This window comes from Cellulosimicrobium sp. ES-005 (assembly GCF_040448685.1).
Lineage (GTDB): Bacteria > Actinomycetota > Actinomycetes > Actinomycetales > Cellulomonadaceae > Cellulosimicrobium > Cellulosimicrobium cellulans_G.
The window spans coordinates 1,827,166-1,850,674 of record NZ_CP159290.1; the positions used below are offsets into that span (position 1 = coordinate 1,827,166).

At 75.7% G+C, this 23,509-nt stretch carries 17 protein-coding genes; 8 read left to right on the forward strand and 9 right to left on the reverse strand.

The window, feature by feature from the left end:
* Positions 1 to 207: 207 nt before the first annotated feature.
* Positions 208 to 1,089 (forward strand): manganese catalase family protein, encoded by an 882-nt coding sequence (locus ABRQ22_RS07945; RefSeq protein ID WP_353709150.1) that lies wholly within the window; start codon positions 208 to 210, stop codon positions 1,087 to 1,089.
* 40 nt (positions 1,090 to 1,129) lie between these two features.
* Positions 1,130 to 2,497, forward strand: a complete 1,368-nt coding sequence (locus ABRQ22_RS07950) for a cytochrome P450 (RefSeq protein ID WP_353709151.1) — start codon at positions 1,130 to 1,132, stop codon at positions 2,495 to 2,497.
* A gap of 28 nt (positions 2,498 to 2,525) precedes the next feature.
* On the opposite strand, the gene ABRQ22_RS07955 is transcribed toward ABRQ22_RS07950, so the two are convergent.
* On the reverse strand, positions 2,526 to 2,708 hold the full coding sequence (locus tag ABRQ22_RS07955; RefSeq protein WP_353709152.1) for a hypothetical protein: 183 nt from the start codon (positions 2,706 to 2,708) through the stop codon (positions 2,526 to 2,528).
* A 292-nt stretch (positions 2,709 to 3,000) separates the two neighbouring features.
* Between ABRQ22_RS07955 and ABRQ22_RS07960 the strand changes: the two genes are divergently transcribed.
* Positions 3,001 to 3,435 carry a DUF6098 family protein gene (locus tag ABRQ22_RS07960; RefSeq protein ID WP_253049817.1) on the forward strand — a complete coding sequence of 145 codons (435 nt, stop codon included), beginning with the start codon at positions 3,001 to 3,003 and terminating at the stop codon, positions 3,433 to 3,435.
* Positions 3,436 to 3,444: 9 nt separating this feature from the next.
* On the opposite strand, the gene ABRQ22_RS07965 is transcribed toward ABRQ22_RS07960, so the two are convergent.
* Entirely contained in the window at positions 3,445 to 4,143 is a 699-nt protein-coding gene (locus ABRQ22_RS07965; protein ID WP_353709153.1) for an ANTAR domain-containing protein, read from the reverse strand.
* A 140-nt stretch (positions 4,144 to 4,283) separates the two neighbouring features.
* Here ABRQ22_RS07965 and ABRQ22_RS07970 point away from each other — a divergent pair, with 140 nt between their 5' ends.
* Complete coding sequence (locus ABRQ22_RS07970; protein WP_353709154.1) at positions 4,284 to 4,721, forward strand: SRPBCC family protein; 438 nt, start codon at positions 4,284 to 4,286, stop codon at positions 4,719 to 4,721.
* An 80-nt stretch (positions 4,722 to 4,801) separates the two neighbouring features.
* Here the strand turns inward: ABRQ22_RS07970 and ABRQ22_RS07975 are convergent, their stop codons facing one another.
* Both ABRQ22_RS07975 and ABRQ22_RS07980 read right to left on the reverse strand, forming a co-directional pair.
* Positions 4,802 to 6,400, reverse strand: coding sequence for an NAD(P)/FAD-dependent oxidoreductase (locus tag ABRQ22_RS07975; protein ID WP_353709155.1), 1,599 nt, complete (start codon positions 6,398 to 6,400; stop codon positions 4,802 to 4,804).
* Complete coding sequence (locus tag ABRQ22_RS07980) at positions 6,391 to 7,584, reverse strand: zinc-dependent alcohol dehydrogenase (RefSeq protein WP_353709156.1); 1,194 nt, start codon at positions 7,582 to 7,584, stop codon at positions 6,391 to 6,393. The genes ABRQ22_RS07975 and ABRQ22_RS07980 overlap by 10 nt, the downstream gene beginning before the upstream one ends.
* 164 nt (positions 7,585 to 7,748) lie before the next feature.
* Here ABRQ22_RS07980 and ABRQ22_RS07985 point away from each other — a divergent pair, with 164 nt between their 5' ends.
* Positions 7,749 to 8,894, forward strand: coding sequence for a hypothetical protein (locus ABRQ22_RS07985; protein WP_353709157.1), 1,146 nt, complete (start codon positions 7,749 to 7,751; stop codon positions 8,892 to 8,894).
* Positions 8,895 to 9,026: 132 nt separating this feature from the next.
* Here the strand turns inward: ABRQ22_RS07985 and ABRQ22_RS07990 are convergent, their stop codons facing one another.
* A complete protein-coding gene (locus ABRQ22_RS07990; RefSeq protein ID WP_353709158.1) occupies positions 9,027 to 12,923 on the reverse strand; it encodes a PQQ-dependent sugar dehydrogenase in 3,897 nt (1,298 codons plus the stop codon).
* 318 nt (positions 12,924 to 13,241) lie between these two features.
* On the reverse strand, positions 13,242 to 13,751 hold the full coding sequence (locus ABRQ22_RS07995; RefSeq protein WP_353709159.1) for an SHOCT domain-containing protein: 510 nt from the start codon (positions 13,749 to 13,751) through the stop codon (positions 13,242 to 13,244).
* Positions 13,752 to 13,938: 187 nt separating this feature from the next.
* On the opposite strand from ABRQ22_RS07995, the gene ABRQ22_RS08000 reads away from it, so the two are divergent.
* Genes ABRQ22_RS08000 through ABRQ22_RS08010 form a run of 3 tightly spaced genes read left to right on the forward strand, consistent with a single transcriptional unit; the run spans position 13,939 to position 18,500 of the window.
* Positions 13,939 to 14,322, forward strand: coding sequence for an SHOCT domain-containing protein (locus ABRQ22_RS08000; RefSeq protein WP_253049801.1), 384 nt, complete (start codon positions 13,939 to 13,941; stop codon positions 14,320 to 14,322).
* A gap of 10 nt (positions 14,323 to 14,332) precedes the next feature.
* Positions 14,333 to 15,781 carry a hypothetical protein gene (locus ABRQ22_RS08005; RefSeq protein WP_353709160.1) on the forward strand — a complete coding sequence of 483 codons (1,449 nt, stop codon included), beginning with the start codon at positions 14,333 to 14,335 and terminating at the stop codon, positions 15,779 to 15,781.
* A 58-nt stretch (positions 15,782 to 15,839) separates the two neighbouring features.
* Entirely contained in the window at positions 15,840 to 18,500 is a 2,661-nt protein-coding gene (locus ABRQ22_RS08010) for a LuxR C-terminal-related transcriptional regulator (RefSeq protein WP_353709161.1), read from the forward strand.
* A 10-nt stretch (positions 18,501 to 18,510) separates the two neighbouring features.
* Here the strand turns inward: ABRQ22_RS08010 and ABRQ22_RS08015 are convergent, their stop codons facing one another.
* From ABRQ22_RS08015 to ABRQ22_RS08025, 3 genes are all read right to left on the reverse strand, one after another.
* Positions 18,511 to 21,270, reverse strand: a complete 2,760-nt coding sequence (locus ABRQ22_RS08015; protein ID WP_253049796.1) for an HAD-IC family P-type ATPase — start codon at positions 21,268 to 21,270, stop codon at positions 18,511 to 18,513.
* 101 nt (positions 21,271 to 21,371) lie between these two features.
* A complete protein-coding gene (locus ABRQ22_RS08020; RefSeq protein ID WP_353709162.1) occupies positions 21,372 to 22,043 on the reverse strand; it encodes a response regulator transcription factor in 672 nt (223 codons plus the stop codon).
* Positions 22,040 to 23,485 carry a histidine kinase gene (locus ABRQ22_RS08025; protein WP_353709163.1) on the reverse strand — a complete coding sequence of 482 codons (1,446 nt, stop codon included), beginning with the start codon at positions 23,483 to 23,485 and terminating at the stop codon, positions 22,040 to 22,042. Before ABRQ22_RS08025 ends, ABRQ22_RS08020 begins: the two co-directional genes overlap by 4 nt.
* Between the last annotated feature and the right edge of the window lie 24 nt (positions 23,486 to 23,509).

The window sequence follows — 23,509 nt, forward strand, 5'->3', positions numbered from 1 at the left end:
GCACGTCCGGCCGCGCTCGCGCGCGCGACCTCCGACGCACGTCGCCGAGGAGCCCGGCGACGCCGCGTCGGGCGTGCCCCGCCCAGATGCGACCGGGACCGGAGGGCTCCACGCTGGTGGGACGCTCGACGCGTCGAGAACGGGGCGCGTGCCGTGGTCCTCCGCGCACGCCGCGTGGTGAGGGCCGACCTCCTCGAGGGAGAGACCATGTTCTTCCACCGTCAAGAGCTCCAGCACCAGGCCACGCCCGACCGGCCGGACGCCGTCTACGCCCGCAAGCTCCAGGAGGTGCTCGGCGGGCAGTACGGCGAGATCACCGTCGCGATGCAGTACGGCTTCCAGTCCTGGAACTCCCACCTCCCGGGCAAGTACCGCGACCTGCTCTACGGCATCGGCGCCGAGGAGTTCGGTCACGTCGAGATGCTGGCGACGATGATCGCGCAGCTCCTGGAGAAGGCGCCCGTCGGCCTGGTCGAGGGCGCGGTGCAGGACGACCCGACCGTGGCCGCGATCGTCGGCGGGACCGACCCGCAGCAGGCGATCGTCGCGGGCGCGGGCGCCCGGCCGGTCGACTCGAACGGGAACCCGTGGTCGGCGGGCTACGTGACCGCGAGCGGCAACCTGCTCGCCGACTTCACGGCGAACGCGAACGCCGAGATGCAGGGCCGCCTGCAGGTCGCCCGGCTCTACCACATGACCGACGACGCGGGGGTCAAGGACCTCCTGGCCTTCCTGCTCGCGCGCGACACGATGCACCAGAACCAGTGGCTCGCCGCGGCGCAGGAGCTGCGCGACGAGGGCGTCGAGGAGCTGCCCGTGCCCAGCACGTTCCCGCTCTCGAAGGAGGACCGCGACGTCGCGTACCAGTACATCAACTTCTCCGACGGCGAGCACGCGTCCGAGGGACGCTGGGCGAGCGGCCCGACCCCGGACGGCAAGGGCGAGTTCACCTACGTCGCGGAGCCGCCCGCAGGCGTGCCGATGCCGCCGCCCACGATCCCCGACGAGCGGTTCCACGGCACGACGCGCACGCCGTCGACGCTCGACAAGGCCAAGGGCGCCGTCAAGGACGCCCTGCACAAGGACTGAGCGGGGTGCCCCTGACCGCCGCCGTCCTCGGGACGGGCGCATGACCGACACGCCGGTCGACCTCACGACGCGCGAGACCGGGCTCGTCCTGCGGGACGTGCTCGGTCCGCTCGTCGCCCAGGGCGCGATCGTGCGCCGTCCCCGCGCGACCGCGTGGGCGGAGCGTCGCCAGGTGGACCGCACGGCCCGCCGGCTGCTGGACCGCCTGCGCTCCCGGTACCACGGGGCTCCGCTCGTGGTCCGGCTCGGTGCGCGCCGGCTCGTCCTGGCCACCCGGCCCGAGCACGTCGAGCGGATCCTCGTCGGGTCGCCGGCGCCGTTCACCCCGGCGGCGTGGGAGAAGCGGGGGGCGCTCGGGCACTTCCAGCCCGACGGCGTCCTGATCTCCCCGCCCGAGGCACGACGCGAGCGCCGTCCCGAGAACGAGGCGGTGCTCGACACGTCCGAGCCCGTGCACCACGACGGCGACGCCCTGGTCGCGGCGGTCGAGCGGGAGGCGCGAGACCTCGTCGCGACGGTCGAGGCGTCGGGCCGACTCGACTGGGACACGTTCGCGGCCTCGTGGTGGCGTGTGGTCCGCACCGTCGTCCTCGGGCGCGCGGCCCGGGACGACGAGCGGCTCGTCGCCGTCCTCGACGCGCTGCGCCGTGACGGGAACTGGTCCTGGTTCCGGCCGCGCCGCCCGTGGCTGCGGGCGGCCCTGGAACGCCGGATCGCCGAGCACGTCGCCGTGGCCGAGCCGGGCACCCTCGCCGCGCGCGGGCGTGACAGGGACGGGGCGGACGCCGTGCGCCGCCAGATCCCCCACTGGCTCTTCGCGTTCGACGCCGCGGGCGCCGCCACGTTCCGCGCGCTGGCCGTGGCGTCCGCTCGCCCGGTCGTCCGCGAGCGCCTCCTCGCGGAGCCGGTCACGACCGGACGTGGGCCCGCCGTGCTGCCGTACGCGCGGGGGTGCGTGCTGGAGTCGGTCCGGCTGTGGCCCACGACGCTCGCGATCCTGCGCGACGCGACGGGTCCGGTGCGCTGGGGCGCGCGCACCTTCCCGGCGGGGACGGGGTTCGTCGTGCTCAGCGCGTACTTCCACCGGGACCCCGGGCGCCTGTCGTTCGCCGACGCGTTCACGCCGGAGGCGTGGCTCGACGGCCGGGCCGACGCCGACTGGGGGCTCGTCCCGTTCAGCGGCGGCCCGGTGTCCTGCCCGGGCCGCAACGTGGTGCTCCTCCTGGCGTCGCACACGCTCGTGCGCGTCGCCCGCCTCGACCTCGTCGTCGGCCGGGGGCGCTACCTCGCGCGGGACCCGCTCCCGCCGACGATGGACCACCTGGGCCTGCGGTTCGGGCTCCGCGGGGAGACGGCCCCGGGCGAGGCGGTGGCGCCCACGCCGACGCCCGCCCCGGCGGTCGCGTAGGCGGGTCGCGGTAGCGCTCGCGCGCGCCTCAGCCGTCGCCGGACGCCGCGCCGCCGGTGCGCGGGTTGACGTTCCCGGGGTCGGCGTCGGTGTCCGTCTCGTCGTCCGCGCCGGAGCCGCTCGCGTGGCGCCCCTCGCGAGGGTTGAGCGACCGGGGGTCGGCGTCGGGGTCCTCGGCGGGGTCGTAGCCGCGCTCGTCGTTCTCGCTCATGTCGGCCTCCTCGGTCGGTGCTGGCTGGCTGCTGGGTGCTGGCTGGCTGCTGGGTGCTGGTTGCTGGCTGCTGCGTGCCGGTTGGTGGGGTGCCGGCTGGTCGGTGCCGCGCCGGGAAGGCGCGGTCCTGCCACCGTCGCACGGCGCCGCGGCGCTCGCAGGTCCCGGGGTGCCTGCGACGCGAGGCCCTCGTAGCCTGGCCGTGTCGGCGGCGGACCCGGGCGGGGACGTCGTCAGGACGCGGTCGAGAAGGGGCCGACCGGCACGCAGCCACGTCCGTCAGGAGGACACGGTGCCCGAGGAGACGAGCGCGCTCGACGCCCTGCCGCGCCTGCGGAGCCTGGCGGAGGTCGCCGAGCTCGTCGCGGTCGTGGACCCCCTCTACGTCCGGTTCAGCGGTGGGCCCGCGCAGGACCGCGCGACCGTGAGCCGCGACCACGAGAGCGGCTGCCTGCTGCCGGGCCTCAGCGTCAACCCGATGAACCCCGAGCCGTGGTGGGACCGGCCCGTCGAGCACTGGGTCGCGCGCCAGCTCTGCCAGTACGCGCACCTCCTGACGCCCGAGCGCTTCCCCTGGCTGCTCACCGGCGAGGTCGCGGGGCGCGGGCCCGACTGCGAGCCCCTGCTCGTGGGCGTCGTGCCCGCGGCGTCGGTCGACCCGCAGGTCGTCGACGAGGCGGGGCGTCTCTACCGCGAGGTGTTCGACGCGGGCGACGACGGGACGTGAGGCGCGCGCTCACGCGCCCGGCTCGTCCTCGGACGGCTCGGGCGGCTCGGACGGCTCGGGCGGCTCGAACGGCTCCGACACGACGAGCGCCCGCAGGAGCTGCTCGGCGACCTCGCGCGGGCTCACGTTCCGGTGCCGCGAGGCCGAGTCGATGATGCGCCGCGCCTCCTCGGCGGAGCACTGGTTCGTCTGCATGATCGCGCCGACGGCGCGCTCCGTGGCGACGGCGTCCGACATGTCGCGGTAGAACCCGGCGGTCGCGTCCTCGAGCTCGGCGAGCTCGAGGCGCAGGCGTACCGCCGAGGCGACGAGCTGAGCGTACGAGTCGGCCGCGGCGAGCAGCTCCGGGGTCCAGGGATCGGGGGTGCGGGAGTAGAGGTTGAGGGCGACGGCGACGTCGTCCGCGACCGTCGCCGGGACCGCCGCGGTCGAGACGAAGCCCTCCAGGCGCGCCTGGCGCGACCAGCGCTCCCACCGCGCCGCGTCCGCGACCGCGACGACGAGCCGGGAGCCGACGTCCATGGCGTCCACGCACGGCCCGGCGTCGTCGAGCGCCTCGGCCTGGTCGCAGCGGGCGGCCGCGTCGCTGCTGCTCCCGGCCCGCACGCTCACCCCCGCCTGGCGCATCGTCACGCTGACCTCGAGGCCGTGGTCGAGGATCGTCGCGGCGCGCACCGCGAACTCCTGCGGAAAGCGGGCGATACCCATGGCGCGTGCCCCTTCCTGAGGGTGGTCCCCGCGTCGTCGCGGGGGGCCTCCCACGCTACGTCCGGCGGCGCGCGCACGCGCGCACGAGCGCCCCGACCGCGAGCGGTTGCCAGTGCCGGGCGCGGGACTAGCGTCGCCTCATGGTGACCGTCGCACGGGCCGTACGGTGCCGCCCGGACGCGGTCCTCGGCGTGCTCGCGGACGGCTGGTCGTACGCGACGTGGGTGGTCGGGACGGCGCGCGTGCGCGCCGTCGACGACGCGTGGCCCGCGCCGGGGTCGCGGATCCTCCACTCGGTCGGGCTCTGGCCCGCGCTGCTCGACGACGAGACCGTCGTACGTGCCTGGGAGCCGGGCCGCGGGATCGACCTGCAGGCACGGGGCTGGCCCGCGGGGGAGGCACGGGTGCGGATCGAGGTGGCGCCCACCGCCGACGGGTGCGTCGTGCGCATCGCCGAGGACGCCGAGAAGGGGCCGGGGACGCTCGTCCCGCGGCCCCTGCGCAGCGCGGTGATCGGCCCGCGGAACGTCGAGACGCTGCGTCGGCTCGCGTTCCTCGCCGAGCGCCGGAACCCGTAGCACCCGACCTGCCGACGACGTGCCCTCGATCCGTCCCGGCACGTCCTCGGCCCGGTGGCCGGCGGATGGTCCGCGTGCGGTCAGGGCTCGCGCAGGAGCCGCGCCCACGCGGTCCGCACGAGCGCGCGCCGGAGCGCCCCGCGGGCGCCCGCGGCGGCGAGCGCGGCGCGCGCCGCGTTCCACCCGCACGCGCCGTGCACCCCGCCGCCGGGGTGGGCGGACGCGCTCGCGAGGTAGAGCGACGCGACCGGCGTCTCCGGCCGGCCCAGGCCGGGCGTCGGCCGCAGGAACAGCTCCTGGTGCACGGCGGACGTGCCGCCGTTGACGGCCCCGCCCGCCAGGTTGGCGTCGGCGGCCTCGAGGTCGGCCGGAGACTGCACGAAGCGTCCGACGACCGCGTCGGCGAACCCGGGCGCCGCGGCCTCGACCGTGTCCTCGACGCGCTGCACCTCGTCCGCGACGGCCTCGCGCGTCCAGCGCAGGCCGTGGGGCAGGTGCGTGTAGGCCCAGGCGGACTCCGTCCCGGCGGGGGAGCGCGACGGGTCGGAGGTCGTCATCTGCCCGAGCACGAGGAACGGCCGGTCGGGGACGCGGCCCCGGGACAGCGCGGCCGAGACGTCCACGAACCCGGCCCGGTCGACCCCGAGGTGCACCGTCCCGGCCGACCGGGCGCCGGGCGCGGTCCAGGGCACGGGCCGGTCGAGCGCCCAGCTCACCTTGAGGGTCGGGTGGTCCCACTGGAACCGGCCGAGGTCGCGCACGAGCCGCGGCGGCAGCCGGTCGGCACCCACGAGGTCGAGGTAGAGCGCGGGCGCGCTGACGTCGGCGAGGACCGCGTGGCGCGCCCGCACGTGCCGACCGTCGGCCGTGCTCACGCCGACCGCGCGGCCCCGCACCACGTGCACCCGGTCGACCCGCGCGCCGGTGACGACGTCCCCGCCGCGGGCGCGCAGCCGGGCGACGAGCGCGTCCGGGAGGCGCCCGGCGCCGCCCGTCGGGACGGGGAAGCCCACGTCCTGACCCAGCATCGCGAGCAGCCAGCCGAACACGCCGCTGCCGGCGGCGTCGGGCGGGACGTCGGCGTGCATGGCGTTGCCGGTGAGGAGCAGGCCGCCGCCCTCGCCGCGGAACGTCTCGTCGGCGAGGCGGCGCACGGGCAGCACGGCCAGGCGCGCGAGGTCGAGCGTCCCCGCAGCCCCGAGGCGGCGCAGCACGCGCAGCACCGGCCCCGCCGCGGGCAGGGGGCTGAAGAGCGCGTCCAGGAGCGGGTCGCGCACGCGGTCCCAGCCCGCGACGAGCTCGAGCCACGCGTCGCCGTCCCCGGTCGCGAACTCCTCCAGCCCTGCGGCGGTGTCCACCGCCCGCTCGCGCAGGACGGCGGCCCGACCGTCGTCCAGTACGTGGGCCAGGGCGTCCGGTGCGCGCGACCACGACAGCCCGTGGTCCTCCAGGTGGAGCCCCCGGACGACGGGCGACCCGGCCGCGAGCGGGTAGAACGCGCTGAAGAGGTCCGTCTCGAACCCCGGCGCGGCGACCTGGGCGGAGCGGACCGCGCCGCCGTACGTCTCCTGCGCCTCCAGGACGAGGACGTCCCAGCCCGCGTCCGCGAGCGCGTTCGCGGCGACGAGACCGTTGGGCCCCGCGCCGACGACGACGGCTTCGACGGTGGTCAGGCCCACGGGTCGAGCACGACCTTGATGCAGCCGTCTTCCTTGCGCTGGAACGTGCGGTACGCCTCGGGCGCGGACTCGAGCGGGAGCCGGTGCGTGCGCAGGTCCAGGACGCCGAGCGGGTCGGAGACGTCGGCCGCGAGGGGGAGGACGTCGTCGGTCCACCGGCGCACGTTCGCCTGGCCCATGCGCAGCGTCAGCTGCTTGTCGAAGAGCTGCATCATCGGCAACGGGTCCTTGGCACCGCCGTAGACGCCCGAGATCGAGACCGTGCCGCCGCGGCGGACGAGGTCGAACGCCGTGTAGAGGGCGGCGAGGCGGTCGCCCCCGGCGCGCTCGGTGAGGGGCGCCGACAGCAGGTCCGGCAGCAGGCCCACCACCTTCTGCGTGGCCTCGGCGAGAGGGGAGCCGTGGGCCTCCATGCCGACCGCGTCGATGACGGAGTCGGCGCCGCGGCCCGAGGTGAGGTCGCGCACCGCCACGGCGAGGTCGTCGACGGCGGACGGGTCGAGGGTCTCGACGCCGTGCCGCTCGGCCATCGCGCGCCGCTCGGGGACGAGGTCGACGCCCACGACGCGGGACGCTCCGCGGAGGAGCGCGATCCGGGCCGACATCTGCCCGATAGGGCCGAGGCCGAGGACCACGACCGTGCCGCCGGGCGGGACGTCGGCGTACTCGACCGCCTGCCACGCGGTGGGCAGGACGTCCGACAGGTAGAGGTAGCGCTCGTCCGGGGAGCCGTCGTCGGGCACGACCATCGGTCCGTACTGCGCCTGCGGCACGCGCAGGTACTGCGCCTGCCCGCCGGGAACCTGGCCGTAGAGCTTGGTGTACCCGAAGAGCGCGGCGCCCTTGTCCTGGGAGCGCACCTGCGTCGTCTCGCACTGGGTCTGCAGGCCGCGCTCGCACATCCAGCAGCGCCCGCACGCGATGGTGAACGGGACCACGACGCGGTCGCCGACCTGCAGGCCCCCGGCCTCCGGGCCGACCTCCTCGACGACGCCCATCGCCTCGTGACCGAGGACGTCGCCCGCGTCGAGGAACATCCCGAGCACCCCGTACAGGTGCAGGTCGGAGCCGCAGATCGCGGTCGACGTCACGCGCACGACCGCGTCCGTCGGCTCCTCGATGCGCGGGTCCGGCACGTCCTCGACGCTCACCCTCTCGCGTCCCTGCCAGGTCAGTGCTCGCATGGGTCGTCGTCCTTCCGTGGTCGTCGTGCCGACCGCGGCGGCGTCAGCACGCCCGAGACGCCACCGTGCCCGACGGCGTCGGCGGGACTCTGCACCGACGCCGCCAGTGAAGCACCGGCCCCTCCCGCTCACACCCCGGGCCGCCGTGGGGAGGCGACGTGCGGGTGCCGGCACGAGGGGCGATCCTCGTGCTCGTGACGACGGACGACCGGGCGGCCCCGCACGGGCCCGACGGGGAGGGGCCCACCTGGGCGCGCCGTGCGGTCGCCGCCGCGGCCCGGCGCTGGGTGCGGCACCCCCGGTGGTCGCTCGCGGTCAAGGGGGCCGTCGCGGCCGCGCTCGCCTGGTTCGTCGGCGTGCTCGCGCCCGAGCCCTTCTCCGACTACCCGTACTACGCGCCGCTGGGCGCCGTCGTCGCGACGACGAGCACCCTCGCCCGCTCGGTCCGCGAGTCCGCCCAGGCGATCCTCGCGATCCTCGTCGGCGCGGCCATCGCGCGTGGCGTCGACCTCGTCCTCTCCCCGAGCGCGCTGTCCGTCGCGCTCGTCGTGGGGCTCGCGCTCCTGTGCGCGGGGTGGCGCCGCTTCGGCGAGATGGGCACGTGGGCGGTGACGTCGGCGCTGTTCGTCCTCATCATCGGCAACGCGGCCAAGGTCGAGTTCGTCGGTGCCTATGCCGGTCTCGTCGTCGTCGGCGCCGCCATCGGCGTGGGGATCAACCTCCTCGTCCCCCCGTTGCCGCTCACCCCCACGGAGGACGCGCTCGACGGGCTGCGCGACACGCTCGCGGACCAGGTCGAGGCGCTCGCGGACGGGCTCGACGGCGACCGGCCGCCGTCCGCGGAGGAGTGGGAGGAACGCCGCCGCGAGGTGGACCCGACGCTCGTCCGTGCGCGCGACGCCGTCGCACGCACGCGCGAGGCCGCGCGGGCGAACCTCCGCCTGCGCCGGCACCGGGACTGGGCGGTCTCGCAGGTGCGGCGCTCGCAGGAGCTGGAGGTGTCGGCCGACGTCGTGGGGTCGCTCGTCCGGCTCCTGGTCGAGTGGGAGCGCGAGGGACGCGACGACCTGGCCCTCGGGGCTCGGCTGCGGCCGCTCGCGGCCCGTGCGCTCGACGCCTACGCCGCCGCGCTGCGCTCCGTCTCCGCGGTGCCCGCGGACGAGGCGGCGCTGCGCACCCTCGCGGCCCGCGCGGAGGACCTGCGCCGGGCGGTCCGGGAGGCGCGGCACGAGGTCGACGAGGACTACTTCGTCGCCGGCTCGCTCGTCCTCGCGCTCCGGCGCGGTGGGGCGGCGCTCGCGGCCGGGTGACCGCCGGCGGCCGCGGTCCGCACGCACGGACCGCCCCGGTCCCGCGGGCTGGTCGGACGCAGCCTGGACGGAGCCGGGGCGGTTCGTGCGGTCAGGCCCGGGGGTCAGGACCCCCGGGCCACGAGCCGGGCGTCACCCGCAGGTGTGCGCCGCGTGCTCGACGACCACCTCGCTCGACACCTCCTCGCCGTCGACCGTGGCCGTCGCGGAGACCGTGACCGACCCCGCGTCGAGGGCGGTCGCCCGCGACGCGAACGACTGGTAGGCGGCCTGGCCGGGCTGGACGTCAGCCACCGTGCGGGACCCGAAGGCGGTCGTCAGGGTCACGTCGGCCGGCACGTCGGACGCGTTCGTCGCCGCGACGGCGAGGTACGCCTTGCCGGCGAGGCAGCGCGGCGAGACCGCCACGTCGAGCTCGACCTCGGCCGGTTCCGCGGCCGGCGTGACCACGAGGTCGCGCAGGCTGCCGGTGTTGTCGAACGACCCGAAGCCGGCACGTCCCTCGGTGAACGTCGTGTCGTTCGCGGTGAGGAGCGGGGTGTCGAGGCCGTCGAGGTACACGGCGATGTCGCCGCTGTCCGCGCAGCGCACGACGCGCACGTCGTGCCACTCCTCGTCCGTGACCGCCGGGGGAGCCCCGACCGCGCCGTCCCACTGGTCGTCGATCCGCTCCCGGTCCTTGCCGTCGACCTTGAAGATGCCGTTGTGGGCGTAGATCGTGTTGTCCTGCGACAGGTGGGCGTAGTAGTACTGCGTGTCCGACTGCCAGCCGAACACCACGATCACGTCCCGGTTGTTCACCGACGCCGGGGCGTCGAGCTTCACCTCGGCGTCGAGCGCGAACGAGCCGAGCTCGGGGCCCTCGGTGAGGACGGCGTACTCGAACGGCCGGCGGATGCCGTCGTTCGGGTTGTCGCCCGCCTGGGCGAGGACGATCGCGTCGCCGGGGAACTGCCACTTCGACGGCGTGCGGGGCGCCCAGTTCTCGGCGGCCATGACGTCCGTGACCGGCTCGCCCGCCGGTGCGCACGACGGCGGCGCCGGCGGCTCGACCGGCTGCGCGCCGAACCGGGCGTACTGCGCCGCGACCTGCTCCGGCGTCGGGACGGTGTCGAGGAACATGAGGTCGTCCATGCGGCCGTGGAACGGGTTGGCTTCCCGCGTGTCCTGCGGGAAGCTGCCGCCGATCTTGATCCCCCGCGGGTCGGTCGGGGAGGTGGAGCCGGCACCCCAGGGGTTCGAGGCCGTGTACCGGCCCTCGAGCTCCTCGCCGTTCATGTAGAGCTTCATCTCGCCGCCCGCGAAGTCGAACGTCGCCGCGAGGTGGACCCAGCGGTTGCGCTCGAGGATCTGGTCCCACGGGAGGTCGGCCGCGAACGTCCACGAGCCGCCGCCGTCGACGCGACGCCCCAGGGCCACGAGCTTGAGCTCGTCACCGACGGTGATGACCTCGAGCAGCGCGCGCACGGCGTGGCCGTCGGAGTCCCCGGTCAGCACCCCGGCGAGGCCGATCGCGTTGTAGCGGTCGTCGGGGTTCGCCGTGCCGGAGTTGAGGGCGGGGTGCTCGCCGGTCGGCTTGAACCAGCCCATGACGGAGATCTCGTCGGCGTCCGCGAACGCCCCGAGCGAGTCCACGCCCGCGGGGTCGTAGACGCCGGCCTTCCAGTCGTCGTTCGACGCCGTGAGCGGGCTCATCTGCTGCGTCTGCAGCGCCTCGCCCGCGCCCGGGTAGGCCCGGTCGGCCACGCGCATCTCCACCCCGCCGTTGACGAGCTGGATGTTCGTGCCGGACCAGCCCTGGTCCGCCTCCCACGTCGTCGAGCCCGCGACCGGGTGGTCGAAGTCGTAGTGCGCCGCGACGTTCCCGGCGAGCTCGGGGAGCACGACGGGCGAGGACGCCCCGACGCGCCGCGCGCCGGTGACCTGCCAGATCTTCCCGTTGGCCTTCGAGATCAGGTAGAGCTCGCCGTCGGCGTCGGACCCGAAGCGCAGGTCGACGCGCTGGTCGCCGACGAGCTCCTGGAAGGTCGTCTCCGCGCCGTCGGCGAACACGCGCAGGTGCTCGATCTCGGCCAAGTCCTCGAGGTCGCCGTCGTTGCGGACCATCTCGTCCGCCTCGGTGGCCAGCACCCAGCCGCGCACGAGGTCCGTGAAGAGGTAGCGTCCGCGCAGCTCGGGGATGTCGCCGCGGTAGACGAACCCGCCGTTGAGCGCGACGCCCGCGTCGCCGGTCTGACCGGGGTCGCGGTTGTGGTCGTAGGCGGCCACGGGGTAGGTGAAGCCGTTCTCGGCGTCGTTCGCGGGCAGCGGGTAGATCTGCCGGTTGTCGGCGAGGAACGACCCCTCGCGCACGGACCAGCCGAAGTTGTCGCCCGGCTCGACGGCGTACACCGACTCGACCTGCCACTCGCCGATGTGCCCGAGGTACATCGTGTGGTCGCCCTCGGGGTCCCAGCTGATGCGGTGCGGGTCGCGCAGGCCGACGGCGTAGATCTCCGGCAGCGCGCCCGGCGTGCCGACGAACGGGTTGTCCGCCGGGATGCCGTACCGGCCGTTCGCGGCGTTCGTGCCGAGCGGGTCGATGCGGAAGACCTTGCCCTGCGGCGTCGCGAGGTTCTGCGGGTTGCCGTTGCCGACGCCGTTGCCGCCGTCGCCCACGAGGACGTAGAGGTTGCCGTAGTCGGCGTCCCCCTCGGTGACCGTGGGGTTGAACGCGATCTGCTGCACCGTGTGCACGCGGCCGGCGAACGGCACGCGCAGGACCTCGCGGCTCGTGCCCGCGAAGACCGGGGCGGACGGGTCGGTCGCCTTCCACTCGGTGACGACGCTGTGGAACTGGGTGTTGCCGTACGCGGGGTAGTCCGGGGTGTCCTCCGTCAGCGCCGTGCCGCCCTCGGTGTGCACCGTGTAGAACAGCCCGTTCTCGGCGAAGTCGGGGTGGAACTCGGCGGAGCCGAGGCCGGTGCCCAGGCCTGCGCTGTTGTGGAAGTTGTCGAGGAACTGCTGGCGCACGTCGAGGTAGGGCACGTAGGCGCCCGTGTCCTTGTCCACGGTGTAGAGGACCGCGTTGTTGTCCGGCACCATGAGGCGGCCCGAGCCGTCCGGGATCTCGTCGAGGTGCGTGATGCGGTTGTGGCGCACGAGGCGCGGGTCCTGCGTCGCCGGGGTCGTCTGCGACGCCGGGAGCTGGGCCAGCTCCGTCACCTCGATGCCGAGGGTCGACGGCGTCGGGTCGGGCAGCGGGTTGAGCAGCGGCTCGTTCGGCGTGGTGCCGCCCGCGGCGCAGTCGGCGGGGTTGCCCGTCGGGATCGCGAGGTTCTGCCCCGCCGTGTCGACCGCGACGTCGTCGAGCATGAGGCGGCCCGCGCTGCTGGCGCCGTTGATCCAGAAGAACCGGTCGAGCGCCGAGGTGACGCCCTGGCGGAAGCCGAACTGCTGCTCCGTGCCCTCGGGCAGCCGGGTGATCTCCTCGTACGGGCCGCCCTGGCTGTAGACGCTGACCTTGTCCGTCGCGTTGTCGGCGACGATCCACACGCACTGCCACGTGTCCCGAGACCAGACGCCGGCGGGCTTGAAGGCGCCGCCGTCCCGCACGAGCATCACGTCGTTGTTCTGGTTGTTCACGTACGCGCGGCTGTGCGCGTAGTCGGACGGCGCGTCGTTGTCCGTGATGCCGAACGACGTGTCGACGCTGCCGGTCCGCATGAAGCGGAAGAACACGGTCCCGGTCGTGCCGTCGGCGATCCCGGGGACCGCGCGGTGGGCGCGCTGGGTGCCGCCGACCATCTCGAGGACCTGGTTGTTGCCGTTGAGCGGGTCCGCGACGACCCGGGCCGCGGCCGAGGCCGACCAGCCGTCCTGGCCGTTGAGGGCGGTGCGCTGGTAGCCCTCGAAGCTGAGGATCTCGGTGAACTCGTCCTCGGCGACCTCTGCGGCCGCGGGTGGCACGAGGAGGGTCCCTCCCAGGACCGCCGCGAGGGCGACGGCGAGCGCCGTCCTCCCTCGTCGGCTCGAATGCGTAGACGTCATCGTCTGCTCCACTTCGTCGGATGGTGCTGGCACGACACACCGGTGAGCGCTGTCATGTCTCCCGACCCGCCGGCCGTCCGTCGCCGGGTCGCTTCCTGCACGCCGTCGGGTCCCGCGGCCGCATCGTCGCGGCGGAGGTCCGCACGGGTCGCGCGCGCGGTCGGTGGCGGCCCCTCGACCGCCGCGTCCTGCTCTCCGTCCGGCTCGAGCTGCACGTCCGTGCGCGCGACCCTCGCAGCGTAGGGAAGGCGCTTTCCGAGTGTCAAGGGATACGCGCTCGCGCAACGTCGCGGGGCCGCGGCGCGGACGGCCGACGGGTCAGCGCCCGAGGATGCGCGCCTTCTGCTCCGCGAGCTCGGTGTCCGTGAGCACGCCCTGGTCGCGCAGCGCCGCGAGCTCGCGGAGCTGGGCGATCTTCGCGTCCATCGCCGAGACCGGCGACTCGTCGTCGACCGCCTGCGGACCCAGGTCCGCCACGACCGCGAGGAGGCCCGCCAGGTCGGTGTCCCGGAGCCGGTAGGAGGTGAGGGACCCCGGCAGGGCCCGGCCGACGTCGCGCAGCATCTCCTGGACCAGCGCGCCCACGGGGCCACGGACGACGACCTCCACGTCGGCCCGCTGCCCGGGCGCCGCGGTGCGCAGCTCGAGGAGCTCGAGACCGAGCGCGGCGAGACGCTGGAGCAGTCCGTAGAGCGCGGCCTGGTCGCGCACGGTCGCCTCGAGCAGCGTGCACTCCGCGGTCCGCCGCACCCCCAGCTCGGCCAGGTCGGCAGCAGGGAGCGCCACCGGGCCCAGCACCGTCACCTCGACCATCGTCGTGCCGTCCATGTGCCTCTCCCGGCTCGCCCACGTCGCCCCAGGATGCGCGTGGACCGGGCGACGCGGATCACCCGGTGCGGGTGGCACCCGGGTGGGTGCGCCGGGCGACTACCCCCGGCGGGTGAGCACCGGTGGCGCCCCGCGACCCACAGTGGGAGCATCGCGAACGTTCGCGACCTGAGACGAGAGGTGCCCGATGGACGGCTTCTGGGACTGGTTCTGGCTCATGGTGTGGTGGTTCTTCTTCATCGCCTACCTCGTCGTGCTGTTCCAGATCGTGGCCGACCTTTTCCGCGACAGGGCGCTCAGCGGCTGGTGGAAGGCGCTGTGGGTCGTCGCCCTGATCGTCGTCCCGTACGTGTCGGCGCTGGTGTACGTCATCGCCCGGGGGCGTGGCATGGCCGAGCGGCACGCCGAGGAGGACCGCGCGCGACGTCAGGTGATGGACGACTACGTCCGGGCGACCGCGGGCACGGGCCGCTCGCCCGCGAGCGAGATCGCGGACGCGAAGGCGCTCTACGACGCCGGGACGATCGACGCGGACGAGTTCGCGCGCCTCAAGGCGCGGGCGCTCGCCTGAGGGGCCGGGGATGACCGACCAGAGCGAGCCCGCGCCGGGGACCGGGTCGGGGACCGCGACCGACGACGTGGCGGCGCGCCTCGCCGCGCTGGAGCGCGAGAACGCGGAGCTGCGGCGCCGGCTCGGGGAACGGCCGTCGCCGGGTGGCGGGGCCGGCCAGGGCGCGGGCGCCGAGGCACCGACGGCCGCGCGCCACCCCCGGCGCCGCCTGCGGGCCGTGGCGTGCGCCGTGCTCATCACCCTGGGGGCGCTCCTCGCGCCGCTGGGCGCGGTCTCGGCGTGGGCGCAGCGCGAGCTGACCGACACCGACCGGTACGTCGCGACCGTCGGTCCGCTCGCCGCGGACCCGGTCGTGCAGTCCGCCGTCGCGGGACGCCTCACCGAGGAGGTCATGTCCCGCATCGACGTCGGGGCGCTCGTCGACGACCTCGTCGGAGGGCTGGAGGAGCGGGACGTCCCGCCGCGCGCGACCCAGGCGCTCGCCGCGCTCGAGGCGCCGCTCCAGAGCGGCGTCGAGTCGCTCGTGCACGAGACCGCGACGCGGCTCGTGGAGAGCGACGCGTTCGAGGGCGCCTGGCTCCAGGCGAACCGCGTGGCGCACCAGCAGCTCGTCTCGGTCATGCGCGGCGAGGACGGAGACATCCTCCAGGTCGACGACGGCCGCCTCAGCATCCAGCTCTCCGGCCTGATCGACCTGCTCAAGGAGCGGCTCGTCGACCGCGGGCTGGACGTGGCCGCACGCATCCCGTCGGTCGACGCGACGTTCACCATCGCCCAGTCCGCCGAGCTCGTCATGCTCCAGAACCGGTACGCGCAGATCGTCACCCTCACGACGTGGCTGCCGTGGGTCGTGCTCGGGCTGCTCGCCGCCGGGGTCCTCGTGGCGAACCGGCGGTCGCGTGCGCTCGTCGTCGCCGGGCTCGTGCTGACGGGGGCCATGGTCGCCCTGGGCGTCGGCCTCGCGGTCGCGCGCGGCCTGTACCTCGGGGCGCTCTCCGGGCAGGTGCTGCGGCTCGACGCGGCCGAGGTGGTGTTCGACCAGGCGGTCGGGTACCTGCGCCTCACGCTGCGGACCGTGGGGGTGCTCGGCCTCGTCGTCGCGCTCGCCGCGTACCTCGGCGGACCGAGCGAGTCCGCGCGCAGCCTGCGTGCGGGGCTCGGGCGCCTGGGCGCCACCGTGCGCGGCTGGGGCGAGGGTCGCGGGGTCTCGGCGGGTCCGGTGGGCGACTGGCTCGGGCGGCACAAGACGTTCGTGCGCGTCGTCGTCATCGGCGTCGCGGCGCTCGTCCTCCTGCTCGCCGGCTCGCTCACGCCGGGCCTCGTGGTCGGTGTCGCGCTCGTCGCGGGTCTCGTGCTCGTCGTGGTCGAGATCCTCGCCCGACCACCCGCGGTCGCCGCGCCGACGGGCTCGTCCGTGAGCGGAGCCGTCGACCCGGGGACCGGGGCCGGGCCGGCCTGACGGCCGTCCGCCCCGCGCTCGCCCTGCGCCTCCCGGGACCCGGGAATAGCCTGCCCTCATGACCTCGGTCGAGCCACGCGCCGAGCACGAGGACGTCGCGCGGTCCGACGCCTTCGAGGTGCTGCGTGCCCGGACCGCGGTCCCGGCGCTCCCCGCCTCGACGCTTCCTCGCCCCGGGGTCGAGGCGCTCGTCGGCGCCGCGGTGGCGCGGCGCCTGACGCTCGTGTCCGCCGGCCCGGGCTGGGGCAAGACCACCGCCGTGGCGCGGTGGGCGCGCGGCGGCACCGGGCAGCGGGTCGCGTGGCTCACCCTGGAGCCGTTCGACGACAAGCCCGCGGCGTTCTGGGCGGACGTCCTCTCCGCGCTCCGCGCCGCGGGCGCGGTCCCCCCGGGGCACCCGCTCGAGACGCTCGTCGTCCCGCCCCGGCTCTCGTCGGCGCTCCTGCGGCGCGTCCTCTCCGCGGTCGAGCAGCTGCCCGAGCCGGTCGTCCTCGTGCTCGACGACTTCCACCACGCGGCGCGCCCCGACGTCGCGGCGACAGTCGACGACCTCCTGCGCTACCCGCTGCCCCTGCATCTCGTCGTGCTCACGCGCGTCGACCCGCTGGTGCGGCTGCAGCGGTTGCGCGCGCAGGGCGAGGTCGCCGAGGTCGGTGCCGCGGACCTCGCGTTCGACGCCACGTCCGTCACGACGCTCGCGGCGTCCCACCGCCGACCGCTGTCCCCGGCCGCGGTGGGCCGCGTCCTCGACGAGACCGGCGGCTGGGCGGTCGGCGTCCGCCTACGGGTCGAGGCGGACGACGCCGCGAGCCGCGCGCGCGCCGACCGCTCGGCGGCGGAGTTCCTCCTGGCCGAGGTCCTCGACCGCCAGGAGCCGACGGTCCGGCGCTTCCTCCTCCGCACGAGCGTCGCCTCGGCCGTGTGCGCCGACCTCGCGTCGGCCCTCGACCCGGGGGCGCCGGCAGAGCGGCTGCTCCCGGGCCTGGCCGCGGCCGACGGCTTCGTCACGGCGGCGGGCGAGCGCCGCACCTGGTACCGGTACCACCCGCTCCTGCGCGAGATGCTCCTGAGCCAGCTCCGGGCCGAGGACCCTGCCTGCCTCCGCGACGCCCACCGGGCGGCGGCCCGCTGGTTCGCGCGCGACGGCGAGGCGGTGCAGGCCCTCGAGCACGCGGCCGCCGCCGAGGACTGGACCCTCGTGGGCGAGGTCTTCGTGGAGGGCACGGCCGCCCAGCTCGCGGGCCCCCACCGCGATACCGTCGCGGACGTCCTGCGGCGCGTGCCCTACGCGACGATCGGCGTCGACGCGCGGCTGCACCTGTGCGCGGGCGCGCTGGCGTACGTCGACGAGCGGTACGACGCCGCCCGTCGGCACGTCGCGACGGCGCGCGACCTCCTCGACCCCGTCGAGCAGCCGGCCGCGGCCGTGCTCCTGGAGCTGCTCGACGCCTCGATCGCGCGCGCGACGGGCGACGTGCGCGCCCTCGCGACGGCGGCCGGCGCCGCCCTCGCGACCGCGGACGCGGCGCCGTACCCGTTCCCGGCGCTCGACACCTACCGCAGCCTCGCGCAGGCCCACCGCGCCGCGGGCCTCGCGTGGTGCTCGGTGGGCACCGAGCCGGCGACGGCCTCGTTCCCGCTCGCACCGCCTCCCGGTCGCGACTGGCGGGCGCCCCAGCTCTTCGTCCTCGGGGCGCGGGCAGCGGCGTCGCTCCTCGCGGTCGCGGAGGGCCGGCTCGACGAGGGGGAGGCGGCCGCGCGCTCGGTGGTCGCGGAGGCCGAGCCCCGGGGCTGGGACGGGTACGCCCACGCGCGCCCGGCGCACGCGGCCCGGGCGTGGGTGCGGTACCTGCGTGCGTCGGACTCCGCCCTCGACCGCGAGCTCGCGCACGCGCTGGCGGCCGACGCCGGGGGCCGCGAGCCGGCGTCCGAGGCGGCCGTCCGGCTCCTCCAGGCCCTCGCGGCGGCGGACCGCGGGCACGCCGGGGCCGCGCGGCACGCGCTGGTCGCGGCCGACCACGCGCTCGGGCCCGTCGCGACGCCGCCGGTGCTCGCCGACCTGTGGGTCCGGGCGACCGCCGCGGTCCGCCTGCTCGACGACGGGACGCAGCCCGCGCTGCCGGTGCGCGTCCGGCGGGAGGGGCTGGGCACGGCCGCCGTCGTGGCCGTGTGCGGCGCGCGCGAGCTGCTCGCCACGGGGCGGACCGGGGCCGCGCTGCGCGCGGTCGCCGGGCTCGTGGACGCGGGGGAGGACGAGGTGGACGGCGTCGTGCGGGTCGAGGCGGCGCTCGTCGAGGCGTCCGCCCTGGCGCGGGCGGGCACCCGCCGCGTCGAGGTCCCGTTGGCCCGCGCCCTGGACCTCGCCGCCGTCGAGCAGGTCGCGCGCCCGTTCCTCACCCTCGTCGTGCGCGAGCTGCGTCCGGCGCTCGCCCGCGCGGTCACGGCACGCGACGACGCGCTCGCCGGGCGGCTGCGCGCCCACCTCGACCCGGCGGACCGGGCGCCGGAGCCCGCCCCGCTCGTCGAGCCCCTCACGGAGCGCGAGCTGGCGATCCTCGCCGTGCTGCCCTCGATGGCCAGCAACGTCGAGATCGCCGAGGACTTCTTCGTCTCGGTGAACACCGTCAAGGCGCACCTCAAGTCGGTCTACCGCAAGCTCGGCGTGAGCTCGCGTCGCGACGCGGTCCGCCGGGGCCGCGAGCTCGGCGTCGTGCCCTGACCCGGAGCCCTCAGACCCGGGCGCGCGAGACCTGGGCGGAGGCGCCGGAGTCGGCGGGCGCGCCCCGGTGCCGGTCCACCTGCCGGAGCACGAGCTTGCCGAGCTCGGCCAGGACGAGGAACCCGAGCGCGACGAGGCCGCACACGCCCCACTGGCCCCCGTCGAGGTCGACGGTGCCGAAGATCCGCTGCAGGCCGTCGAGGGTCGTGACGAGGAACGTCAGCCCCAGCGACGCGAGCAGCAGCACGACGAACCGCCCGTTCGCGAGGGTCTCGAACGAGAGGATGCTCGCCCGCGGGTCGCGCCACTCGAGCGCGGCCACGACGTGCAGGAGCGACATCGCGGTGAGGCCCATCGTCGTCGCGACCGCCAGGTCGGCGTCGGCCTCGCCCCAGGCGACGGCGACGAGCGAGCCGACGGCGATGAGGACGCCGCCGACGGCGAGCCGGACCCCGAGCCCACGCCCGATGACGGGCTCGGCGGGAGACCGTGGCCGGCGGCGCATGAGGCCGGGCGTCGCGGCGTCGAAGCCGAGGCCGATCGCGAGGAGCACGTCGATCGCGAAGTTCACCCAGAGGATCTGGAGCGGCGTGAGCGGCGTGCCGCCCGCGACCGTGAAGACGCCCGCGCCCACGAACGTGAGGATGAAGCCGACGAGCACGACCATCTGGAAGCGGATGTACTTCATGAGGTTGTCGTAGAGCCCGCGGCCACCCTCCACGGCGGCCACGATGGTCGCGAAGTTGTCGTCGGTGAGGATCATCTCCGCGGCGTCCTTGGTCACCTCGGTTCCGGTGATGCCCATCGCCACGCCGATGTCCGCGCGGGTGAGCGCGGGCGCGTCGTTGACGCCGTCGCCCGTCATCGCGACCACGTCGCCCGTGCGCTTGAGCACGTCGACGAGGCGCACCTTGTCCTCCGGCGCGACCCGCGCGACCACCCCGATCTCGCCGACCTCCGCCTCGAGCTGCGCGTCGGACATCGCGGCGAACTCGGCCCCGGTCAGCGCGCGGCCCTCGATGCCGAGCTGCCCGGCGATCGCCGCCGCGGTGGTGACGTGGTCGCCCGTGATCATCCGCACGCGGATGCCGGCGTCGCGGCACTCCGCGATGGCGTCGCGCGCCTCCCGGCGCGGCGGGTCGACGATCCCGACGAGCGCGACCAGCTCGAGGTCGCGCACCGCGTCGAGGAGCTCGCCCGCGAGCTCGTCGCGGCCCACGGCACGCCGCGCCACCGCGAGCACGCGCATGCCCTCGCCCGCGAGGGCGTCGTTCTCCGCCACCACGCGCGACCGCGCGTCGTCGTCGAGCGGTGCCGACCCGCCGTCGGCGGTGAGGTACCGGCTCGACCGGGCGAGCAGCACGTCCGGGGCGCCCTTGACGAAGCACGTCAGCGCGCCGTCGATCTCGTGGAACGTCGCCATGAACTTGTACGCCGCGTCGAACGGGACCTCCGCGACGCGCGGGTGCTCGGCGCGCGTCTCCTCGACGTCGAGGCCCGCCTTCGCCGCCAGGACGACGACGGCGCCCTCGGTGGGGTCGCCGATGCACTCGCCGTCGCGCACGACGGCGTCGCTCGCGAGCGCGAGGGGCAGCGCGACGGGCTCGAGCGGCACGTCTGTCGAGCCGGCGGCCGCGAGGATGCGGCCGGTCGTGGAGTAGCCCTCGCCGTCGACGGAGAACCGGCGTCCCGCGAGCACGAGGCGGCGCGCGGTCATCTGGTTGAGCGTGAGGGTCCCGGTCTTGTCCGAGCAGATCGCGGAGGTCGACCCGAGCGTCTCGACCGACTTGAGGCGCTTGACGATCGCGCCCTCCTCGGCGAGCCGCCGCGTGCCGAGCGACAGCAGCATCGTCACCACGGCCGGGAGACCCGTCGGGATCGCGGCGATGGCCAGGCTGATCCCGACCACGAACAGGCTGTCGAAGTCCTCGCCGCGCACCAGGCCCAGGACCACGACGACGACGAGGGCGATCGCCGCCATGACCGTGATGATCACGGTGATGCGGTCGAGCTGGCGCGTGAGCGGCGTCTTGTCCTGCTCGACGCCGCTGAGCATCCCGGAGATGCGGCCCACCTCGGTCGTCATGCCCGTCGCCGTGACGACCATCTCGCCGCGCCCGCGCGTCACCTGCGAGTTCATGTACGCCATGTCGGTGCGGTCGCCGAGCGGCGCGTCCTCGGCGACGACCGTCTCGACGCCCTTGGCGACCGGGGTGCTCTCGCCGGTCAGCCCCGCCTCCTCGATCTCCAGCGACGCCGCGACGAGCAGCCGCCCGTCCGCGGGGATCTTGCTCCCGGCCTCGAAGCCGACGACGTCGCCCGGCACGAGCTCCTCCGCGGGCACCTGCTCCTGGCGTCCGTCGCGGCGCACCGTGGCCGTCATGACGAGCATCTGCTGCAGCGCCGCGACGCTCTCGGCGGCCTTGCCCTCCTGGTGCAGGCCCATGAGGGCGTTGAGCACGGTGAGGCCCAGCACGACGACGCCCGTCGTGACGTCGCCGAGCGCGATGATGCTCACGACCGCCGCCCCGACGAGGACGAGCTGCATGAGGTCCCGGTACTGGCGCAGGAACGCCTGCCACGGCTTCTCCCTGCGCTCCTCCGCGAGCGCGTTCGGCCCGTACCGGGCGCGCCGCTCGGCGACCTGCGCCGTCGTCAGCCCGACCGCCGGGTCGACGTCCAGCGCCGCGCACACGGCCTGGGTCGACGCGGTGTGCCACGGGCCCGTGGCGGCAGGGACCTGCTGTCGGGGGATCTGCGCAGCCGTCATCGTGGGCTCCTCTCCGGCGCTCGGCACCACGGTCGCAGCGGACCCGGGGCGGAGCCTCACCCGTCGGGGGTGAACGCGGCGGCGACGGAGAGCGGTGCCGCTCAGCGGCGGGAGCCGACCAGGCCGCTCTCGTAGGCGACGATCACGGCCTGGACGCGGTCCCGGACCCCGAGCTTGGCGAGGAGGTTGCCCACGTGCGTCTTGACCGTCGTCGACGACAGCACGAGGCGCTCGGCGATCTCGGCGTTGGACAGGCCGTCGGCCACGCACCGCAGCACGTCGAGCTCGCGGGGCGTGAGCGACCGCAGGCGCGGGTCGACGCCGTCGTCCGCCGGCCGGTCCCCGACGGGCAGGTGCGGGGCGAAGAGGTCGAGCATGCGGCGCAGCACCCGGGGCGCGACGACCGAACTCCCTGCCGCGACGGTACGGATCGCCTCGACGAGGTCGTCCGGGCGGGCGTTCTTCAGCAGGAACCCGCTCGCGCCCGCGCGCAGCGCGGCGAACGCGTACTCGTCGACGTCGAACGTCGTCAGCACGAGCACGCGCGTCGCGGGGTGCTCCGCGACGACGCGTCGCGTCGCCTCGATGCCGTCCATGCCGGGCATCCGGACGTCCATGACGACGACGTCCGGGGCGAGCGCCGCGACCTGGTCGAGCGCCACCCGGCCGTCGGACGCCTCGCCGACCACCTCGAGGTCGGGCTCCGACTCGATCACGAGCCGGAAGCCCATCCGCAGGAGCGCCTGGTCGTCCACGAGCAGCACGGTCGTCACGGGAGCCCTCCGTCGTCCTCGTCGTACGGCCGGTCGTGCGGCCGGTCCCACGGCGCGTCCCGCCCGGACCACGGGAGGACGACCCGCACGACCCACCCACCCTCGGGTCGCGGGCCGGCCTCGACGCTGCCGCCGAGCAGGGCCGCGCGCTCGCGCATCCCGACGATGCCGCGACCGGTCCCGCCGCCCGTGCCTGGCCGGGTGCCGCCGGAATCGCGGACCTCGACCTCGACGACGTCCGCGCCGCGCCGGACCTCGACCTCGGCCGTCGGAGCACCGGGCGCATGCCGCAGGACGTTCGTCAGCCCTTCCTGCACGACCCGCACGACCGCGAGCCGGAGCGAGGTGTCGTCCGGGAGCGGGACGTCGAGGCCGGTCGCGGTCACCGGGACGCCCGCGGCGCGGAACCGTGCGACGACGGCCGCGAGGTCCGTCCCGGTCGGCTCGGGCCGCCCGTCCGGCGCCACGGGCTCCTCGTCGCCGGGGTCGAGCGCACCGAGGACGCGCTGCATGTCGGTCAGCGCCTCGCGCCCCGTCCGGGAGAGCTCCCGCAGGGCCTCGCGCGAGCGGTCGGGTGCACGGTCGAGCGCTGCGCCCGCGCCGTCGGACAGCGCGACCATCACCGAGACGCTGTGGGCGACGACGTCGTGCATCTCGCGGGCGATGCGGGTGCGCTCGGCCGCGCGGGCGAGCGCGGCGCTCTGGTCGCGGTCCCGCGCCATGGCCCGGTAGCGCTCCGTGAGGTCCTCGGCGTGGAGCCGACGGGCGCGCGCGCCGGAACCCGTGGCCATGCCGAGGAGCAGGAGCGCGAGCAGGAGCGAGACGGACGCGGACCGGCGGCCGGGGGAGAAGGGTGGCTCGGCGAGGTCCCGCACGGGATCGCCGTCCGGTGACACGACCGGGTCGCTCCAGAGCAGGATCTCGGCGAGACCGATGTCCTGCCACCACCAGATCGCCACCGTGACGACGGCGAGCACCGCCGCGCACGTCAGCCACGCGGTGCGCGGCGGGCGGGAGGCCGCCACGGCGTGGACCGCGCACGCGAGGCACACCCCGAGCACTCCCAGCACGCCCGCGGTCGCGAGCGAGGCGACGGCCAGCGCCGTGAGCGCGGCCGCGACGACGAGCGGTCGCGCGCGGCGGGCGAGCAGGAGCGTCGCCCCGAGGACGGCCCCGGCGAGCCACGCCGTGACGACCATCTGGGCGACGGGCTCGTCGGGCCGGAAGAGGCCGAGCCCGGTCGACCCCTCGACCGTCGCGAGCCCGAGGACCGCGGTGACGAGCCCGAGCGCCACGACGCCGGCGACGAGCGCGGCGTCGGCGGCCCGGGGGTGCTCCTCGACCAGCCGGCCGAGCGGCCCGCGCCGCTGGACGTCGGTCTCGGTGAGCGCGCCGCCGTCGGTCGTCCCGCGCGCGGACGTGGCGGGGGACGGCAGGGGCATGGGCCCACTCTCCCATCCGTGCCG

Bases quoted from the DNA above. Each gene is read 5' to 3' on its own strand.
- ABRQ22_RS08025 (WP_353709163.1), bottom strand. From the start codon at position 23,485: ATGCCCCTGCCGTCCCCCGCCACGTCCGCGCGCGGGACGACCGACGGC.
- ABRQ22_RS07945 (WP_353709150.1), top strand. From the start codon at position 208: ATGTTCTTCCACCGTCAAGAGCTCCAGCACCAGGCCACGCCCGACCGG.
- ABRQ22_RS07990 (WP_353709158.1), bottom strand. From the start codon at position 12,923: ATGACGTCTACGCATTCGAGCCGACGAGGGAGGACGGCGCTCGCCGTC.
- ABRQ22_RS07970 (WP_353709154.1), top strand. From the start codon at position 4,284: ATGGTGACCGTCGCACGGGCCGTACGGTGCCGCCCGGACGCGGTCCTC.
- ABRQ22_RS07995 (WP_353709159.1), bottom strand. From the start codon at position 13,751: ATGGACGGCACGACGATGGTCGAGGTGACGGTGCTGGGCCCGGTGGCG.
- ABRQ22_RS07980 (WP_353709156.1), bottom strand. From the start codon at position 7,584: ATGCGAGCACTGACCTGGCAGGGACGCGAGAGGGTGAGCGTCGAGGAC.
- ABRQ22_RS08010 (WP_353709161.1), top strand. From the start codon at position 15,840: ATGACCTCGGTCGAGCCACGCGCCGAGCACGAGGACGTCGCGCGGTCC.
- ABRQ22_RS07955 (WP_353709152.1), bottom strand. From the start codon at position 2,708: ATGAGCGAGAACGACGAGCGCGGCTACGACCCCGCCGAGGACCCCGAC.
- ABRQ22_RS07950 (WP_353709151.1), top strand. From the start codon at position 1,130: ATGACCGACACGCCGGTCGACCTCACGACGCGCGAGACCGGGCTCGTC.
- ABRQ22_RS08005 (WP_353709160.1), top strand. From the start codon at position 14,333: ATGACCGACCAGAGCGAGCCCGCGCCGGGGACCGGGTCGGGGACCGCG.
- ABRQ22_RS08015 (WP_253049796.1), bottom strand. From the start codon at position 21,270: ATGACGGCTGCGCAGATCCCCCGACAGCAGGTCCCTGCCGCCACGGGC.
- ABRQ22_RS07965 (WP_353709153.1), bottom strand. From the start codon at position 4,143: ATGGGTATCGCCCGCTTTCCGCAGGAGTTCGCGGTGCGCGCCGCGACG.
- ABRQ22_RS08000 (WP_253049801.1), top strand. From the start codon at position 13,939: ATGGACGGCTTCTGGGACTGGTTCTGGCTCATGGTGTGGTGGTTCTTC.